Here is a 16,646-nt window from a genome sequence, read left to right on the forward strand (position 1 = left end):
ATAAATAATATTATTTATTATCTCAAAGTTTAAATGGAAGGGAAGTGAGAGCATGGGATCCTGGAAAGCATACCGGTTTCCGGTAATTATGCTTATTGCTATTATCATTGGAAGCATAGCAGGTTTTGTTTGGGGCGAAGACGCCATGGTAGTCCAGCCACTCGGTGATTTGTTTTTAAATATGATGTTTACTATTGTAGTGCCTTTGGTATTTTTCTCCATTGCTTCAGCCGTAGCGGTCATGGATTCGGTGAAGCGGCTCGGCCGTATTCTGGGTTCAATGATGATTGTTTTTATTATAACCGGCATTATTTCTTCCTGCCTTATGCTGGCAGCTGTTGTAGTTTTTCCTCCTGCAGAAAACGTAAGTGTGAGCGAAGAGCAGCCATCTCAGCAGGAGGAAGAGGGCTCGTTTGCTGATCAGCTTGTAGAAACATTCACAGTGTCTGATTTTATAGATATCTTTTCAACTGAAAATATGCTCGCTCTAATTATATTTGCAATGCTTGTTGGCGTGGCTACAGGTTTATCGGGGGAAGCTGGAAAGCCATTTGCCCGTTTTTTACAGAGCGGCTCGGAAGTGTTCATGAAAATAGTGGCTCTGGTTCTTTATTACGCACCAATTGGGTTAGGGGCGTATTTTGCAGCATTGGTAGGGGAGTACGGCCCCCAATTGATTGGTGAATATGCTAAGGCGGTAGCAGTTTATTATCCAGTCGCTATTTTATATTTTATTGTTGGTTTTTCTTTTTATGCGTGGGTGGCTGGAGGAAGGCAGGGCTTCAGACGTTTTTGGAAAAATATCTTTGCACCTGCAGTAACTTCACTTGGTACAGCCAGCAGCGTAGCATCTCTGCCGGTGAATTTAAATGCAGCCAGAAATGCCGGTGTGCCAAAAGATATAAGAGAAACAATACTTCCTATCGGCGCTACCATTCATATGGATGGTTCCTGCTTATCCGCCATATTAAAAATAGCTTTTGTATTCGGTGTTTTTCAAATGGAATTTACCGGCCTAGATACATATTTAACTGCTATCGGCATTGCCCTGCTAAGCGGAATGGTGATGAGTGGGGTGCCCGGCGGAGGGTTTATTGGAGAAATTATGATTGTTACGCTTTATGGCCTGCCTATCGAAGCCTTGCCTATTATTACTGCCATTGGTATTGTTGTTGATCCTCCCGCGACGACTGTAAATGTTGCGGGCGATAATGTTTCAAGTATGCTTGTGGCAAGGTATCTAGAAGGTAAAAATTGGATGAATGTCCACTTCTAGACCTTGGTTTTCCTTTGTATTTTACAGGGAAGAACGAAGCAGGAGGGATAACAATGAAAATTCAGGCAGCGGTGGTCAGTGAAAAAGCTGGCGCCATTCAGCATACAGAAGCAGAACTCGATGAACCGAAAACAGGAGAAGTGAGAGTGAAAATTGCTGCAGCCGGCATTTGTCATACCGATCTCGGCGTGCAGCAGCAGGAGATCCCGACACCGCTTCCGATTGCTTTAGGGCATGAAGGAGCAGGCGTAGTGGAAAAGGTCGGTGACGGAGTCCAGGACGTAGAGCCCGGCGACCACGTGGTTATCACATTTTCGCACTGCGGAACGTGCCGTAACTGCCGGGAAGGACATCCCGGGGCATGTGAAAATTTTAATGCCTTAAACTTCGGAGGCACGATGAACGACGGCACCCGCCGTCTTCACAGTGGAAACAGTGAAGTGTCTTCTTTGTTCGGGCAGGGTTCGCTTGCCACCTTCGCTGTGACGCCCGTCAATAATGTGGTAAAAGTACGCAGTGATGTAGATATCCGTCTGCTTGGCCCTTTAGCCTGCGGTGTCCAGACTGGTGCAGGAACGGTTCTCAGCCGCCTGAACGTAGGCGTCGGCGATACGATAGTCGTTTTTGGTTGCGGAGGAGTCGGTATGAGTGCCGTTATGGCCGCACATCTCGCCGGAGCCCTGCAGGTCATCGCCGTAGACGTCAATGAAGAACGTCTGGAGATGGCGAAAGAGCTCGGAGCAACGCATACGATCAATGGTAAAAAGGAAGACGTGGTTGAAAAAGTGAAGGAGTGGACCGATGGCGGGGCAGATTACGCGCTTGAATCCACCGGAGTAGCTGCTCTGGCAAAGCAGGCGATGGAGGTGCTCCGCTACAAGGGAGAATCGGCCGTCGTTGGTGCCGGTGCGGACACCGAATTTCACGTCCATCAGAACTTCATCGTGCCAAACGCCACCATGTCAGGTGTCGTGGAGGGAGATGTCGTGCCGAAGCTGTTCATTCCGATGCTTGTGGAATACTACAAGCAGGGCAAATTTCCTTTCGATAAATTGATCACCATGTATCCATTTGAAGATCTTGAGCAGGCCCTTGAAGATATGAAAGCAGGTAAAACGATCAAACCAGTAATCACATTTGAATAGCAGATGGAAGCTGCGCAGATATGCGCGGCTTCTTCTTAATGTAAAAAAGGAGGTTTCACATGGAACGAATAGCGATTGATATGGATGAAGTAACGGTAAATACGCTGCCCACGCTGCTACATAGGTTTAATAAGGATTACGGGCACAGTGTTACCGCTGAAGACCTCAAAGGTATGAAGCTTGAAGCGCTGCACCCGGAGCTTCATGATGAGATTAAAGCTTATTTCTACGAGCCGTCTTTTTTTCGTTATCTGCAGGTCATGGAGGGGGCACCGGAAGTAATCGAACAGCTTGCCGGACAGTATGAAGTGTTTATTACGACAGCAGCGATGGAATTTCCACCATCATTTGCGGCAAAATATGAGTGGCTGAAACATAATCTTTCTTTTTTGGGAGACATGAATTTTGTATTCTGCGGTGATAAAAGTATCATTCATGCAGATTATTTGATAGATGATAACGCCAGGCACTTCGAACGTTTTGCCGGCAAAGGGATTTTGTATACGGCTCCGCATAATATTTATGACACTTCTTATACAAGAGTTGATCACTGGGAAGACATTCGGCGTTATTTTTTAACATAAAGGATCTCTTGTTCCGAAATTGAGAATCGAAGCGCCGACAGGAAGAAAAGCAGAGAAAGGTTGTTGTACAATGAAAAAGGATGTAGAGTAAACCAATATGAAAAGCGTTCGTAGGAGAGAGAAGCATGCAGAATAAACAGACAGGAGAAAGACTGCGGCAGCGGGGACAGCATCTATCAACAGCACAGCTTGCCCTTCTGTTTGCCGGAATCATTATGCTCGCGGTCAATCTCCGGCCGGCATTAACAGGCGTCGGCCCGTTAATCCCGTTAATCCGGGAGGATATTTCCCTGACAAGAGGAACGGCTGGTTTGATTACGACGCTGTCGTTGCTTACATTTGCGGCAGTTTCGCCGTTGGCCCCAAAAATCGGATCAAAAATCGGGCACCAGCGGGCTTTGATGGTTGGTGTTATTGTACTCATTGCGGGTATTGTCATGCGCTACGTGCCCGAGGCTGTATTTTTGTTTTCCGGGAGTCTGCTTGTAGGAGCAGGCATTGCGATGCTGAATGTGCTCCTGCCCGGCGTCATTAAAGAGTCATTTCCACATAACGTCGGTGTAATGACCAGTATTTACACAACTACAATGGTATTAATGGCCGCCATCGGGTCAGGAGTTTCGGTGCCGCTTGCAATTGGCGCCGGGCTGGGGTGGCAGTGGTCGCTCCTGTTCTGGGTCATCCCCGCGATAGCAGCGGTGCTGTGCTGGGGATTTGTGCTGAAAAACAGGCAGCTGCAGATGCCGGGCCGCGTGAGGGCGGTGGAGCGAAGCAAGGCCGAAGGATCCATTTGGAAGTCGCCGCTTGCCTGGCAGGTGACACTGTTTATGGGCCTTCAATCCATCGGGTTTTACGTGACCATCACCTGGCTGCCGGATATTTTAAATAACCTTGGAAACATGCCGCTTGCAGCTGCGGGCTGGCTTGTGGCCCTTATGCAGATCGCAAGTCTTCCGGCTACATTTTTAACACCGATTCTTGCCGGCAGATTCCGTAATCAGCAGGGGATTATTGTCGTGATCGGTGTAGTTGCGGTGCTCGGCCTGGTGCTGCTTATGACAAATACATCAACGTTCATGCTCACGATCGCGGTGCTGTTTATCGGTCTAGCGCAGGGCGGAAGCATCAGTCTGGCGCTTGCTTTGTTGAGCATCCGCGCTTCGACGCCGCAGCGGGCTGCAGATTTATCCGGAATGGCCCAGTCGGTAGGTTATTTTATGGCTGCGCTCGGGCCGATCCTCGTAGGAGCTTCCTTTGATGCCTGGGAAACATGGATGCCTGCACTGCTTATTTTAATGATAGTTTCGATTCTGCAGGTAGGCGCCGGTATGGGCGCCGGCCGTAATAAAGAAGTATAAACAGACAAGGCTTTCCAGCAAGGAAAGTCTTTTTTATGTATCACAGATGTGTAAAATATACGGTTACGGGGTATCGATATCAATGGAATAAAAAGAAAGGGGGAAACACGATGGACACGATTTCCATTATTGCGGTCGTTTCACTGGCAGCTGCATTCATTTCTACCGCGATCGTGATCGTAGACGTCCGGAAAAATCCGCAGCCGATGATGGTGATGAATATTGTCTGGCCGCTCACCGTGCTTTACTCCGGGCCGCTCGGCCTGGCTTTCTATTACTATATCGGCCGGAAGGGCCACGGCGACAAGCCGATGTGGCAGTCCACGGTGGCATCCACCAGTCACTGCGGTGCCGGGTGCGCGCTTGGGGATATCGTAGGTATTCCAATCGTCGTGGCGTTAGGCTGGACAATTGCGGGGACCCGGCTGTTTGCCGATTATATCGTGGAATTTATCCTCGCCTACACGTTCGGGATTTTCTTTCAGCTGGCGTCCATCCTGCCAATGCATGAAAACATGAGCAAAAGCCATGGCATCAAACAGGCCGCCAAGGCGGACACGCTGTCGCTTGTCGCGTACCAGATCGGCATGTTTGGTTTTATGGCGCTCGTTCATTTTGTGTTCTTTGCGACTCCGCCGAGTCCGGCCGGCCCGACCTTCTGGTTTATGATGCAGATCGCGATGGTGATCGGATTTTTAACCAGCTATCCGGTGAACTGGTGGCTCGTCGACAAAGGCATCAAGCATGCGATGTAAAAAGAAACAGAAGGCCATATGGTCTTCTGTTTTTTATGCAGATTTTGTCAGCTTGGCCGTGGGATATGATAAGCTTAGTTCATATAAATAATGCAGTGAAGCATACAAAAGGAGAGAGGATCATGCCGGCACGGTTAGCTTATCTGCTCGTCCTGGCGGGGGCGGCATTGTGGGGTACAACGGGGCTGTTTGTACAAAACCTGTATACATATGGATTCACGCCGTGGGAAGTAGTGGGCATCCGCCTGATTTTTTCAGCGGTTATTATTACCCTGTTTTTAAGTATTGTGGAGAGAAGCCTGCTGCGTATCCGCTGGCAGGATCTGCCGCTGTTTGTCGGCACGGGGATTATCAGTATTGCTTTTTTTAACTTTTTCTTTTTCTCCGTGATGGAGGTCTCCGGTATCTCTCTTGCAGTGGTGATGCTGTACACAGGACCGTTGTTTGTGGCCGTTATTGCTAAATTCGTTTTTAAGGAAACGCTGACGGCGGGAAAAATAGCGGCGCTTGTGATTATGATTACCGGATGCATGTATGCCGTGGGGCTGATTCCACTTGGATCTGACAGTATCGCTGCTGCAGCCGTCCTGTTCGGAATTGCTTCTGGTTTCTTTTACGCGCTCTACAGTATTTTTGGAAAGTTTTTAAGCAGCCGGTATCATCCGCTTACCATCACGACCTATTCCATGATCCTCGGCGGTCTGTTTTTACTTCCAGCAAGCCGCCTGTGGGAAAAGGCGGAAGCTTTTACGGAGCCCGGGGTATGGTGGAACGGCATCGGACTTGCGGTGGCAGCGACAACGGTCGCTTATGTAGCATACACAGCCGGCCTCACTCATGTGGAATCCTCGCGGGCCTCCATTCTTTCCATTATCGAGCCGGTGGTGGCGATTATAATTGGCGTGGCCGTTTTTGGTGATTCCTTTACGCTCTGGCAGACCTTTGGCATTGTGCTCGTTTTTGTGGCGATTATTGCTACGGTTTACGGTGATACACTGGTGGGCAGAATAATGGGAAAAGCTTCTTTAAACCGTCAGTCTTAAAAACCAATGTATACTATTATAGGAGGGCGAGCGCATGAACATCCGCGTAATGGAATGGTTTACGGGAAAGCCGGAGGACATATCAGCTGAAAAAGAAAAGCCTGTATTCTCGGCTATTAATAAAACAAAGCGTTCCGAAGAGTCCCTGTATTTATCGAAGACCGGCCTGGAGGGAGATGAACAGGCCGATAAGAAGAGTCACGGAGGCCCGGAGAAAGCAGTTTGTGTATATCCGTGGGAGCATTACGCATATTGGAACAGAACGCTCGAGGAAGCATTGCCGCACGGAGGGTTTGGGGAAAATATTACGGTGCAGAACGGGGTGGAGGAGGATGTGATGATCGGCGATGTTTTCCGTTGGGGAGAAGCAGTCGTGGAAATCAGCCAGCCCCGGGAGCCCTGCTATAAAATTGCGAAACGCCACGGCATTAAAAAACTGCCTCTTTACGTTCGGGAAACAAGCTATTCCGGCTATTATCTGCGGGTGCGCCAGGCGGGTAACGTAGAAAAACGTCAGCCGCTGCATCTGGAAACAAGAACGACCTCGTTAAGTGTCGCTGGCGTAAACCGGATCACCTATCATTCAGAAGATCCGGCAGAAGTTGAAGAAGCGCTGGAGTGTGCTGCCCTCTCAGAGGAATGGAAAAAGTCCCTGCACAAAAAGCTGAATAAGCTAAAAAATAAGCACTGACCCATAAGGGCCGGTGCTTATTTTGTCGCAGAGGGAACGTCGGCGCTGATTCGTTCGGCATGCGCATAAACGTTAAAGGTGGAGCCGCGGATAAACCCGACAGCTGTAATGTTCAAGTCGTCTGCAAGACGGATCGCAAGGTTTGTCGGGGCAGATTTGGATAAAATAATACCCATGCCCATTTTGGCCGCCTTTGTCAGTACTTCCGAGCTTAGCCGCCCACTGAAAACAAGTACTTTATCGCGAACCTGGATGCCGTTCATCAAACAGTATCCGTACAGCTTATCGAGGGCATTATGCCTGCCGATGTCAGAACGGTCGACGATGATGCCTTCTGTATCGCAGATGGCAGCGTTATGCACGCCGCCGGTATTTTTGAACACGACGCTGTTATCCTGCATCTCCTTCATAAATCCGAGACACTGCTCCGGTGTGAGTGTGCGTTTGGTCACAGCTGTTTTCGCTGTCTGGACATCGCTTTGAAAATAAAACTGTCGGCTTTTTCCGCAGCAGGAACCAATCACGCGCTTGGAGTAAAAAGAGGCTTCCTTAACCCGGTTGGAGTTGATGGAAACGTAGACAAAGCCCAGGTCATCGTCGAGAGAAACCGACTCAATCTCCCGGTAAAATAAGATAACTCCTTCGGATGCGAGAAATCCGACGACGAGCTCCTCAATGTGAGTGGGGGTGCATACAAGCGTCGCGAACTCTTCTTCATTTACGACAATTGTCATCGGCTTTTCCAGGGCAACCTGGTCTTCTGCTGCGTAAAGCCCCTCTTCCGGCGAATAGGAGACGACAGGCTGGATGGCGGTGGAACGGTCTGACATAGGCGTGCTCCTTTCAAACCCGTGCCCGGCACGGAGGATAATTATGTGATTATATTTTCATCGTACCATGAGAGACGGAATATACAGAAAAAAATGCACAAAAAGCCTGCATCCTTTTTAAAAGATGCAGGCCGGATGGAGCGGAGTTATCGTTTTTTACCCCAGACTTTTAAATTTTTGAGTCCCGGGATACTGTCATTGTAAAAGACTGGATCAATGCCTTGTTTGCGCTGATTCATATAGTTTTTGAGGGCAGCTGCAGCTATATGACCAAGCAGGGCGATCGCTATAAGGTTGACGACTGCCATTAAGCCCATAAAAAGGTCGGCCATTGCCCAGACAAGCTCGAGGCCGCTTGCTGCACCTAAAAGAACGAACAACAGGAAACAGACGCGGAAGATTTGAACGTAAATGGGTTTGGGAGAAATAAATTCCACGTTCACTTCTCCGTAGTAATAATTCCCGAGCAGAGAGCTGAAGGCAAAGAAGAAGATCGCAAGCGATACGAATGTCTGCGCCCAGCCTCCCAGGTGGAAAGCAAGTGCCTGCTGGGTCAGCTGAATGCCTTCAATGTTTGCCCCGGCGTCTGCGTACGTACCGGAAAGCAGAATGATGAACGCTGTCGCGCTGCAGATAATGAGCGTGTCCGTCAGAACGCCGAGAGACTGAACGAGACCCTGCTTAACCGGGTGGCTCACGTACGTTGTCGCTGCCGCGTTCGGCGCACTACCCATACCAGCCTCGTTGGAAAAAAGACCGCGCTGGATACCGAGCATGAGAGCGCCTCCGACTGTCCCGCCGGCAACTTCGCGTATCCCGAAGGCCTGACCGAAAATCAGCCCGAACACCTGGGGAACGTCGGCAATGTTAATAATCATAATGATGACGGCTACAATAACGTAAAGCGAAGCGAAAATTGGAACGATAATTTCAGCTACTACTGCGATACGTCGGATACCGCCATAAATAATGACACCAATTAAAAGCATGATAGCAATCCCGACGTAAACCGTTGGGATATTATAAGCGCCGTTGAACGCCTGAGCAATTGTGTTGGTTTGCACGCCGTTGAAAATAAAGCCAAAGCAAAGCGTAATCAAAACAGCAAAGATAATCCCGAGCCAGCGGGCGTTCAGCGCCTGCTCCATGTAATAGGCTGGTCCGCCGCGAAAGCCGTCTTTATCCTTTACCTTATACATCTGTGCAAGCGTACTTTCCACAAAACCGGTAGCGGCACCGATAATAGCGATGACCCACATCCAGAAAATAGCGCCAGGTCCGCCGGCACTGATGGCAAGGGCTACCCCGGCAAGGTTCCCGGTGCCGACACGGGCAGCGGTACTGATCGCAAATGCCTGAAAGGCGCTCGTGCCTTTTCTTTCTTTAAAACCGGAACGGTCGGTCCCTTCCTTGAATAACAGAACAAACATTTCTTTAAGCATCCGGAACTGAACAAAGCCGGTACGGATAGTGAAATAAACGCCTAGAATAAGTAAAAGTGCGATTAACAAGTAACTCCAGATCACGTCACTGAGAGATCCTACAAGGTTATAAAACCAAGTATCGGCTGTTAACCAATTTCCCATATGTATCCTCCTTCAATTAAGGTTGCATCTATTATACATTTTTCAAAGGCTCTCCGACACTGTTTTCAAGGAATTCCTGTAAATGATGACAGGAAAAAACTTAAATTGCTCATCAATGACAGTTTTCCAGATGAGTTTTTAAGACGCGAAGGGATTTTTGCTTGATTTTAGAAACGGCCTGCTGGGAGACGTTCATCGCCCGGGCTGTCTCCGCCGTTGTCGATCCTTCAACAAACAAGGCATATAATACCGCTTGTTCCTTTTCCGGCCGCTGTTGAATAACATCGTAAAGCCCCGGGTCTTCAATATGTCCGGCGAGATCATGGGAAAAGCTCCGGGCCTGATCTGTGAAAGCAACAGCCGGAACGAGCGCCTGAGACGTGTCCTCCTCTGTATCCACAGCAAGCGGAAACCGGTCCCGGTGCTTCCTTTCCCGTTTATCATAGTGGACCGCTGCCCAGTAAATTGTTTTCTGCATGAAGACCCGCTTTTTCACATCGAGGAAAAAGGCACGGAAGGCTTCATCGAGCTTGTCTGTATATCCATGCTCCAAAAAATATTGATGGTCCGAGGACTCAAAGAAATGCTGGATGAGCTTTTGCTGATGAAAGGTCGCCGTCAATATGGATGCCTCCTTTTAGGTTGTACGTATAAAAGACATCTTCTGTAAAAAATGACAACCTTTATAAGAACATTTGTTCCTATTATTAGTTGAATAAAAATTATACACAGGGGAATAGGAATAAAGAATAGAAAATTAAAGCGGGAGGGATAGAAATGGGAAACAAAGTATTTATCAGTCCGAATAAGTATGTACAGGGCGTCGACGTTGTTGACGAAGTAGGAACCTATGTTAAAGAAATGGGAAGTAAAGCAATTGTGATCGCAGACGAATTTGTATGGGATCTGGCCGGCAATCGAGTAGTCGACAGCCTCAAGCAGCAGAGCATCGACGCTGTAAACATCACCTTTAACGGCGAAGCCTCCACCGCAGAAATTAACCGTATTACGGAAGAAGCCAAATCGGCTGGGGCAGAAATGATCGTTGCTGTAGGTGGCGGTAAGACGCTCGATACAGCAAAAGGAGTACGTGATCAGATTCCGGATGCCTATTGTGTCATTGTTCCGACAACGGCTTCCACAGACGCCCCAACGAGCGCTCTGTCCGTCATTTATTCAGATGAAGGCGTGTTTGAATCGTACCGTTTTTATTCGAAAAATCCGGATTTAATCGTGATGGATTCCAAAATCATCGCCGGCGCTCCGCCGCGTTTTCTTGCTTCCGGCATTGCGGATGCGATGGCTACATGGGTGGAAGCGCGTATGGCGATTCAGGCGAACGCCAACGCCATGTCCGGTGGGCTTTCCACGATAGCCGGCGCCGCGATCGCGGAAAAATGTGAAGAAACGCTGTTTCAGTATGGCCTCCTCGCCTATGAGTCCAACAAAAGACAGATTGTCACCCATGCTCTTGAGCAGATTGTCGAAGCCAATACGCTTCTGAGTGGCCTCGGGTTTGAAAGTGGCGGTCTTGCGCTTGCGCATGCGATTCACAACGGATTTACTGTTCTCGACGGAGAGGTGCACCACATGACGCACGGGGAAAAAGTAGCCTTTGGCACCCTGAGCCAGCTGACGCTTGAGAACCGTTCGAAAGAGGAATTCGAAAAATATGTGGATCTGTATTACCGCCTGGAGCTGCCGATCACGCTTGAGGATCTGCATCTTGGAGACGCCTCGGAGGATGAATTGATGAAAGTGGCAGAAGCGGCCTTAACCGAAGGAGAAAGCAGCCATAATATGCCGTTTGCGCTGACGCCTTATGACGTGGTAAGCGCCATGCAGGCAGCCGATCAGTACGCGAAAGCGTACAAAAAAGAGCACGGCCTGAAATAGCATTCATCTGCCCGTTCACGAAAGCCGCCAGGTTATACGCCCGGCGGCTTTTTGTGTTATCTTTTCCAGGAAAGACGTATATACTTCCGCGTGAAATATCGGCCGGAGGGTGATATAGTATCGAAGGAAAGGAGGCCGGTGCATGAAGATCCTGCGTGTACTGAACAACAATGCAGTAGTCGTCCATCACGGAGACCGGGAGAAGATCATTTTCGGACCGGGGGTCGGATTTCAAAAAGGCAAAAATGACCCTGTTAACCAGAAGAAAATAGAAAAGATTTTCAGCATGGAGGAAGAGACGCCAAAATTTGAGCAGCTTTTGAAGACTCTTCCAATTGAAGTTATTGAAGTTGGGGAAGAAATTATCAGCTACGCGGAAGGGGAAATGCATCTGCCGCTCAGCGATCACATTCATATTTCCATCATCGATCACCTGGCGTTTGCACTCGAACGTATTAAGCAGGGGTTTACCATAGAAAATAAGCTGCTTCATGAAATTAAGGCTCTTTATCAAGAGGAGTACAGTATCGGCGTCTGGGCCATTCAGAAGATCAAAAAAGATCTGGGGGTCGAGCTGCCAGAGGATGAAGCAGGGCATATTGCGCTGCATCTGCATACGGCGAAGCTGCAGACCGGATCAATGGAGGAGACGATGCACAGAACCTCACTGATCCAGGAGCTGATTCAAATCGTGGAAGACCGTGCCGGACTCGAGCTTGCGGACCGTGGTATGTCGTATCACCGGCTCGTCGTTCATTTAAACTTCGCACTCTCAAGAGCAGAGGACGGAAAAGTGTTTGATGACATGGACCCTGAGATGCTCGAGCTGATCCAGACGAAATATGAAAAGGCCTATGCTGTTGCATACGAGCTGGCTGATTATGTTAAACAGGAGGCGGGACTGCCGTTTCCTCTGCCGGAAATTGGCTATATTGCGCTTCATATTCAGCGCATTTTATCGAACCAGTCGATTTCATAGAAATGAAAAGAAAGCGTTGACATGAATCTTTTCTTTTTGTATACTTTTCGTACATTACACATATCGGGAGTTGTTACTGCTTCGAGCAGGCAAGACCCAAAATGAGAACAGGACACGTGTATCCTAGGCACACGTTTACCCTTCTCGTTTTGGGTCTTTTTTATGTCTAAAAACAGCTTCCGTTAGTTTGGGGGAGGGAGTTTCCTGATGGATCATAAACAAATAGCAAAAGAACTGGTGCCGCTCCTTGGCGGAAAAGATAATATCATCAGTGCCAGTCACTGCGCCACAAGGCTCCGGCTGGTTATTGACGATGAAAGTAAAATCAATAAGCAGGAAATTGAAGATTTGGAAGGCGTAAAAGGAGCCTTTTCCAGCTCCGGCCAGTTTCAGATTATCTTCGGAACCGGTACAGTCAATAAGGTATTTCAGCCATTTGCCGAGGAAATTGGTCTTGATGACGAGTCCGCAGAGCATAAACAAAAACAAATGGATCATAATGAAGCTGTAAAAAAGAAAATGAATCCGGTATCACGATTTGCGAAAGTACTTTCCAATATTTTTGTACCGATTATTCCAGCCATTGTTGCAGCTGGTATGCTGATGGGGCTGCTGAATCTAATGAACCGGTTCGGGTGGGCGGATGGAGACAGCTCCCTGTATATTCTGCTGGATATGTTCTCCTCGGCCGCCTTTATTATTCTCCCAATTTTGATTGGCTACAGCGCTGCACGTGAATTCGGCGGAAACACTTATTTAGGAGCTGTGGTCGGCGGGATTATGACTCACCCGACTCTTTTGAATCCGTGGGGACTTCAGGAGGGCGGCGTCGAGCCGGAGATGCTCAATTTTGCCGGCATGAATATTGAACTGCTCGGCTATCAGGGAACGGTTATTCCGGTACTGCTTACAGTGTATGTGATGTGCTGGCTCGAAAAGCTGTTCCGTAAGGTTGTTCCAAACATGGTAGACCTGCTTGTGACACCATTTTTAACGATCATGACCACCGGCTTTGTAGCACTGATGGTTGTAGGTCCGCTTGGCCGTCTGCTCGGTGAAGGTGTAACCACATCGCTGTCGTTTTTATATGATTCCGGTGCCGGTTTTGCCGGTCTCGTTTTTGGCGGCCTGTATTCGCTGATCGTTCTAACCGGTGTACACCACAGTTTTCACGCGATCGAGGCAGAAATTCTCGGCCAGATCGGCTTTAACTACCTGCTACCTATTTGGGCGATGGCCAACGTGGCCCAGGGCGGCGCCGGGCTCGCTGTTTGGGTAAAAACGAAAAGTAAAAAAATGAAAGAAATCGCCGGGCCTTCGGCCTTTGCAGCTTTTCTCGGTATCACGGAGCCAGTCATTTTCGGGGTGAACCTCCGCTACCGCCGTCCGTTTATCGGAGCTGCTATTGGCGGCGCTCTCGGCGGGGCGTACGTAACAATTACCAATGTTACAGCGAACGGTATCGGGGTGACCGGGCTGCCGATGTTTGCGATCGCAAACGACCCGATTAATTATGCCATCGGTATACTGGTCGCTGTGGGCGGCGCGTTTACGGCAGCGTGGCTGCTCGGCTGGCAGGAAGAAGAACAGCCGAAGAAAGAAGAAACAAAAACAGAAAAAGACAGCGAAGAAAAAGCTGTATAAGGAGGAAGCGATGAAAGAGGAGCAGGCTCTTCGAAAAGAAGCAGAGCAAATAATACAAACAATCGAAGCGGCAGGCCCCTTTCGACAGCAGTTTCACCTGATGCCACCTGCAGGGTTGATGAATGATCCGAACGGGCTTGTGCAGTGGCAGGGAGTGAACCATGTGTTTTACCAGTGGATGCCGTTTCATACCGGTCACGGCAGCAAATGGTGGGGGCATGCGGCGACCCGGGACTGGGTCCATTGGGAGCTTCTGCCCCCGGCGCTCGCACCGGTGCACGATTTTGAGAAAAACGGCTGCTACTCCGGCAGCGCGGTAGCACATGAGGGTCTTTTGTATTTGTTTTATACAGGCAACGTCAAGGATGAACACGGGAACCGGACGAGCTATCAGTGTCTTGCGGTTTCAAGCGACGGAGTGGAGTTTGAAAAGCACGGCCCGGTGATTTATCAACCGGAAGGCTATACCGCTCACGTCCGCGATCCAAAGATATGGTTTGAAGCCGGGATGTGGTGGCTTGTCATCGGTGCCCAGCGTCACGATCTGGAAGGGCAGGTGCTCTTGTACCGCTCGGCGGACCTGCGGGAATGGGAATTTCTCGGGCCGCTCGCCGGAAAGGACGTTACGCTTAGCGCTTCCTTTGGCTATATGTGGGAATGCCCGGACTTTTTCGAGCTGGGCGGCTCCCGGGTGCTGCTCGTGTCTCCGCAGGGGCTTGAAGCAGAAGCGGCCCGGTATCAGAACCAATATCAGACCGGCATTTTTTCCGGCAAATTCTCCCCGGAAACGGGTACGTTTTCCCACGGGGAGTTTCGTGAAATGGACCTGGGCTTTGAATTTTACGCCCCGCAAACGTTTCTGGATGAACAGGACCGGCGTCTGCTGATTGGCTGGATGGGCGTCCCGGACCAGCAGGAACAGGCGCATCCGACGATTGCCGATGGCTGGGTTCACTGTCTGACGGTCCCCCGGGAGCTGACGATGCAAAACGGACATCTGCATCAGCAGCCGATTGAAGAGTACCGGCAGCTTCGGGGGGAGCACGCTTCGGCGGTCGTTGCTGTGGATGATGAGGCGCTGGTGTGGCAGTCATGGAATGCCCCAACGGCAGAGGTTTATCTGGAGGTGGAGAAAGATAAAAGCTGGACCGTCTCCTGGCGCCGCTATTTTCATATTTTCTATGAGGCCGGCGGCCAGACGCTTACCTTTGAGCGGCCGGATCTGGTCACCGGCGAGCCGGTGCGACGAACCAGCCGGGTAAACGATGTGCGTTCGCTTCGCTGCCTGTTTGACTGCTCTTCGGCAGAAGTTTTCGTAAACGACGGAGAATACGTTTCTACCTCCCGCCTGTTTCCGGCGCTGGGAGCAGGAGAGCTCCAATTTTCAGCAGAGGAGCCAGCCGTTTTTCATGTCGACGCGTGGAAGCTCCGTCCTCTGCAATGGGCGTGATGGAACGTGCTGGTGTTTGTAAGCCGGTAAAAAGTGGAACAATACAGCGTAGAGAATTTTGGAGACAGAAAGGAAGATTTTCATGCGCATATTGTTAGTTGGAGCTTCAGGAACGATCGGAAGTGCAGTATACGAACGCTTAAGGGACGAGCACGACATTCTTTGTGCCGGGCGGAACGGCCGGGACGTGCAGGTGGACATTACGGATGAAGACAGTATCCGCCAAATGTATGAATCCACCGGCCGCGTGGATGCAGTTATTACAGCCTCCGGGAGTGCCGGCTTTGCACCGCTTACCGAGCTGACTCCGGAAAAGAACCAGACGGCGATCAACAGTAAAATGAAGGGCCAGATCAACCTGGTGCTGCTCGGAATTCCATACGTAAATGACGGTGGCAGCTTCACGCTTACATCCGGCATCATGATGGACGATCCGATTCCTCAGGGAACGTCCGCTGCAATGGCAAACGGAGCCGTGAAAGGCTTCGTCACCTCTGCTGCTATTGAACTGCCAAGAGGGATCCGGATTAATAACATCAGTCCGAACCTGCTGGCCGAATCGGCAGAAAAGCTTGGCGGCTTTTTCCGCGGCTTTGACCCTGTGCCGGGAGATAAAGTTGCCCTTGCATACCAAAAAAGTGTCGAAGGCCAACAAACCGGCCAGACGTACGAAGTCTATTAATACAAAGCTCCGGAACGCAGGTGAAAGCCTGTGTTCCGGAGCTTTTTTAGGCATGAAGCGCGTGAGTGGCGAGTGTATTCAGGTAGTCCTTCATTGTCTGTTCGAGGCTCCGGTTATATAGAATCGCGGCTGGATGATAGATCGGAAAAATATTGTAATTTTCCTTCGTCCAGATGTACGAGCTGGCTTCTTCATCCCACTGCTGTACCGGAGAGGTCTGAATTCTTCCGGTCACATCGCCAAGTCGGGGGCTTTTCCCGAGCAGCCGCTGGTAGGCGATTTTCCCCATCGGCACGAGCCACTGCGGCTGCACATGAGAGATTTCGTAATCAAGCACGGGCGCATGGGCCTGAATTTCTTTCTGGTTCGGTGTGCGATTGTATTTCCGGCGCACACCGGCTTTGGTCTGGCCCCATTTGAACGGCCGGCTGCGCACAGCGCTTGTAACATAAATATCACCCCGCTTGATGTTCAAGTCATCGAGGTACGAATCAAAAATGACTCCTGCCCTGCCGCTGAAGGGGATGCCATTATGAATTTCGGTTTCGCCCGGAGCTTCCCCGACAAACATGATCGTGGCGTCCGCCGGCCCGGCGCCCGGCAGAAATCCTTCACAGTCGAATGGTTCAATACGTTCGTTGGCGAGTTGTACTAAAGAATCAGGCAGCTGCATAGTTATCATCCTTTTTGTAGTTTCTTTGTCTCTAATAGGTTTGTACCCGAAATG

General features: G+C 49.8%; 16 protein-coding genes. 12 read left to right on the top strand and 4 right to left on the bottom strand.

Annotated elements, in window-relative coordinates:
• Nucleotides 1-52 precede the first annotated feature (52 nt).
• From G548_RS0106415 to G548_RS0106445, 7 genes are all read left to right on the top strand, one after another.
• Nucleotides 53-1,276 carry a dicarboxylate/amino acid:cation symporter gene (locus G548_RS0106415; RefSeq protein ID WP_022793329.1) on the top strand — a complete coding sequence of 408 codons (1,224 nt, stop codon included), beginning with the start codon at nucleotides 53-55 and terminating at the stop codon, nucleotides 1,274-1,276.
• A gap of 53 nt (nucleotides 1,277-1,329) precedes the next feature.
• Complete coding sequence (locus G548_RS0106420; protein WP_022793330.1) at nucleotides 1,330-2,421, top strand: NAD(P)-dependent alcohol dehydrogenase; 1,092 nt, start codon at nucleotides 1,330-1,332, stop codon at nucleotides 2,419-2,421.
• Between the two features lie 59 nt (nucleotides 2,422-2,480).
• Nucleotides 2,481-3,005 (top strand): 5' nucleotidase, NT5C type, encoded by a 525-nt coding sequence (locus G548_RS0106425; protein WP_022793331.1) that lies wholly within the window; start codon nucleotides 2,481-2,483, stop codon nucleotides 3,003-3,005.
• Between the two features lie 125 nt (nucleotides 3,006-3,130).
• Nucleotides 3,131-4,363: a CynX/NimT family MFS transporter gene (locus G548_RS0106430; protein ID WP_022793332.1), complete on the top strand. Its 1,233-nt coding sequence runs from the start codon at nucleotides 3,131-3,133 to the stop codon at nucleotides 4,361-4,363.
• Nucleotides 4,364-4,473: 110 nt separating this feature from the next.
• Entirely contained in the window at nucleotides 4,474-5,118 is a 645-nt protein-coding gene (locus G548_RS0106435; protein ID WP_022793333.1) for a DUF4396 domain-containing protein, read from the top strand.
• Between the two features lie 122 nt (nucleotides 5,119-5,240).
• Nucleotides 5,241-6,161 (top strand): DMT family transporter, encoded by a 921-nt coding sequence (locus tag G548_RS0106440; protein ID WP_022793334.1) that lies wholly within the window; start codon nucleotides 5,241-5,243, stop codon nucleotides 6,159-6,161.
• Nucleotides 6,162-6,195: 34 nt separating this feature from the next.
• Nucleotides 6,196-6,852 (top strand): MOSC domain-containing protein, encoded by a 657-nt coding sequence (locus tag G548_RS0106445; RefSeq protein WP_022793335.1) that lies wholly within the window; start codon nucleotides 6,196-6,198, stop codon nucleotides 6,850-6,852.
• A gap of 17 nt (nucleotides 6,853-6,869) precedes the next feature.
• On the opposite strand, the gene fdhD is transcribed toward G548_RS0106445, so the two are convergent.
• The 3 genes from fdhD to G548_RS0106460 form a co-directional block, all read right to left on the bottom strand.
• Complete coding sequence (fdhD, locus tag G548_RS0106450; RefSeq protein ID WP_022793336.1) at nucleotides 6,870-7,682, bottom strand: formate dehydrogenase accessory sulfurtransferase FdhD; 813 nt, start codon at nucleotides 7,680-7,682, stop codon at nucleotides 6,870-6,872.
• Nucleotides 7,683-7,828: 146 nt separating this feature from the next.
• On the bottom strand, nucleotides 7,829-9,268 hold the full coding sequence (locus G548_RS0106455) for an alanine/glycine:cation symporter family protein (RefSeq protein WP_022793337.1): 1,440 nt from the start codon (nucleotides 9,266-9,268) through the stop codon (nucleotides 7,829-7,831).
• Between the two features lie 112 nt (nucleotides 9,269-9,380).
• On the bottom strand, nucleotides 9,381-9,890 hold the full coding sequence (locus G548_RS0106460; protein WP_022793338.1) for a sigma-70 family RNA polymerase sigma factor: 510 nt from the start codon (nucleotides 9,888-9,890) through the stop codon (nucleotides 9,381-9,383).
• Nucleotides 9,891-10,045: 155 nt separating this feature from the next.
• Between G548_RS0106460 and G548_RS0106465 the strand changes: the two genes are divergently transcribed.
• The 5 genes from G548_RS0106465 to G548_RS0106485 all read left to right on the top strand — a co-directional run bounded on the left by G548_RS0106465 (nucleotide 10,046) and on the right by G548_RS0106485 (nucleotide 15,919).
• The gene (locus G548_RS0106465; RefSeq protein WP_022793339.1) at nucleotides 10,046-11,164 is read left to right on the top strand and encodes a glycerol dehydrogenase; all 1,119 of its coding nucleotides are present in this window, start codon (nucleotides 10,046-10,048) and stop codon (nucleotides 11,162-11,164) included.
• Nucleotides 11,165-11,306: 142 nt separating this feature from the next.
• A complete protein-coding gene (locus G548_RS0106470; RefSeq protein WP_022793340.1) occupies nucleotides 11,307-12,143 on the top strand; it encodes a PRD domain-containing protein in 837 nt (278 codons plus the stop codon).
• A 207-nt stretch (nucleotides 12,144-12,350) separates the two neighbouring features.
• Entirely contained in the window at nucleotides 12,351-13,787 is a 1,437-nt protein-coding gene (locus tag G548_RS17490) for a sucrose-specific PTS transporter subunit IIBC (RefSeq protein WP_022793341.1), read from the top strand.
• Nucleotides 13,788-13,797: 10 nt separating this feature from the next.
• Complete coding sequence (locus G548_RS0106480; RefSeq protein WP_022793342.1) at nucleotides 13,798-15,237, top strand: glycoside hydrolase family 32 protein; 1,440 nt, start codon at nucleotides 13,798-13,800, stop codon at nucleotides 15,235-15,237.
• Nucleotides 15,238-15,319: 82 nt separating this feature from the next.
• Nucleotides 15,320-15,919: a short chain dehydrogenase gene (locus tag G548_RS0106485; protein WP_022793343.1), complete on the top strand. Its 600-nt coding sequence runs from the start codon at nucleotides 15,320-15,322 to the stop codon at nucleotides 15,917-15,919.
• Nucleotides 15,920-15,965: 46 nt separating this feature from the next.
• Here G548_RS0106485 and G548_RS0106490 read toward each other — a convergent pair whose 3' ends face one another.
• Entirely contained in the window at nucleotides 15,966-16,592 is a 627-nt protein-coding gene (locus G548_RS0106490) for a uracil-DNA glycosylase (protein ID WP_022793344.1), read from the bottom strand.
• Nucleotides 16,593-16,646: the final 54 nt, after the last annotated feature.

This window comes from Marinococcus halotolerans DSM 16375, from assembly GCF_000420725.1.
GTDB lineage: Bacteria > Bacillota > Bacilli > Bacillales > Marinococcaceae > Marinococcus > Marinococcus halotolerans.

Excerpts from the sequence above, each read along its gene's own strand:
- G548_RS0106415 (WP_022793329.1), top strand. The coding sequence starts at position 53 with ATGGGATCCTGGAAAGCATACCGGTTTCCGGTAATTATGCTTATTGCT.
- G548_RS0106420 (WP_022793330.1), top strand. The coding sequence starts at position 1,330 with ATGAAAATTCAGGCAGCGGTGGTCAGTGAAAAAGCTGGCGCCATTCAG.
- G548_RS0106425 (WP_022793331.1), top strand. The coding sequence starts at position 2,481 with ATGGAACGAATAGCGATTGATATGGATGAAGTAACGGTAAATACGCTG.
- G548_RS0106430 (WP_022793332.1), top strand. The coding sequence starts at position 3,131 with ATGCAGAATAAACAGACAGGAGAAAGACTGCGGCAGCGGGGACAGCAT.
- G548_RS0106435 (WP_022793333.1), top strand. The coding sequence starts at position 4,474 with ATGGACACGATTTCCATTATTGCGGTCGTTTCACTGGCAGCTGCATTC.
- G548_RS0106440 (WP_022793334.1), top strand. The coding sequence starts at position 5,241 with ATGCCGGCACGGTTAGCTTATCTGCTCGTCCTGGCGGGGGCGGCATTG.
- G548_RS0106445 (WP_022793335.1), top strand. The coding sequence starts at position 6,196 with ATGAACATCCGCGTAATGGAATGGTTTACGGGAAAGCCGGAGGACATA.
- fdhD (WP_022793336.1), bottom strand. The coding sequence starts at position 7,682 with ATGTCAGACCGTTCCACCGCCATCCAGCCTGTCGTCTCCTATTCGCCG.
- G548_RS0106455 (WP_022793337.1), bottom strand. The coding sequence starts at position 9,268 with ATGGGAAATTGGTTAACAGCCGATACTTGGTTTTATAACCTTGTAGGA.
- G548_RS0106465 (WP_022793339.1), top strand. The coding sequence starts at position 10,046 with ATGGGAAACAAAGTATTTATCAGTCCGAATAAGTATGTACAGGGCGTC.
- G548_RS0106470 (WP_022793340.1), top strand. The coding sequence starts at position 11,307 with ATGAAGATCCTGCGTGTACTGAACAACAATGCAGTAGTCGTCCATCAC.
- G548_RS17490 (WP_022793341.1), top strand. The coding sequence starts at position 12,351 with ATGGATCATAAACAAATAGCAAAAGAACTGGTGCCGCTCCTTGGCGGA.
- G548_RS0106480 (WP_022793342.1), top strand. The coding sequence starts at position 13,798 with ATGAAAGAGGAGCAGGCTCTTCGAAAAGAAGCAGAGCAAATAATACAA.
- G548_RS0106485 (WP_022793343.1), top strand. The coding sequence starts at position 15,320 with ATGCGCATATTGTTAGTTGGAGCTTCAGGAACGATCGGAAGTGCAGTA.
- G548_RS0106490 (WP_022793344.1), bottom strand. The coding sequence starts at position 16,592 with ATGCAGCTGCCTGATTCTTTAGTACAACTCGCCAACGAACGTATTGAA.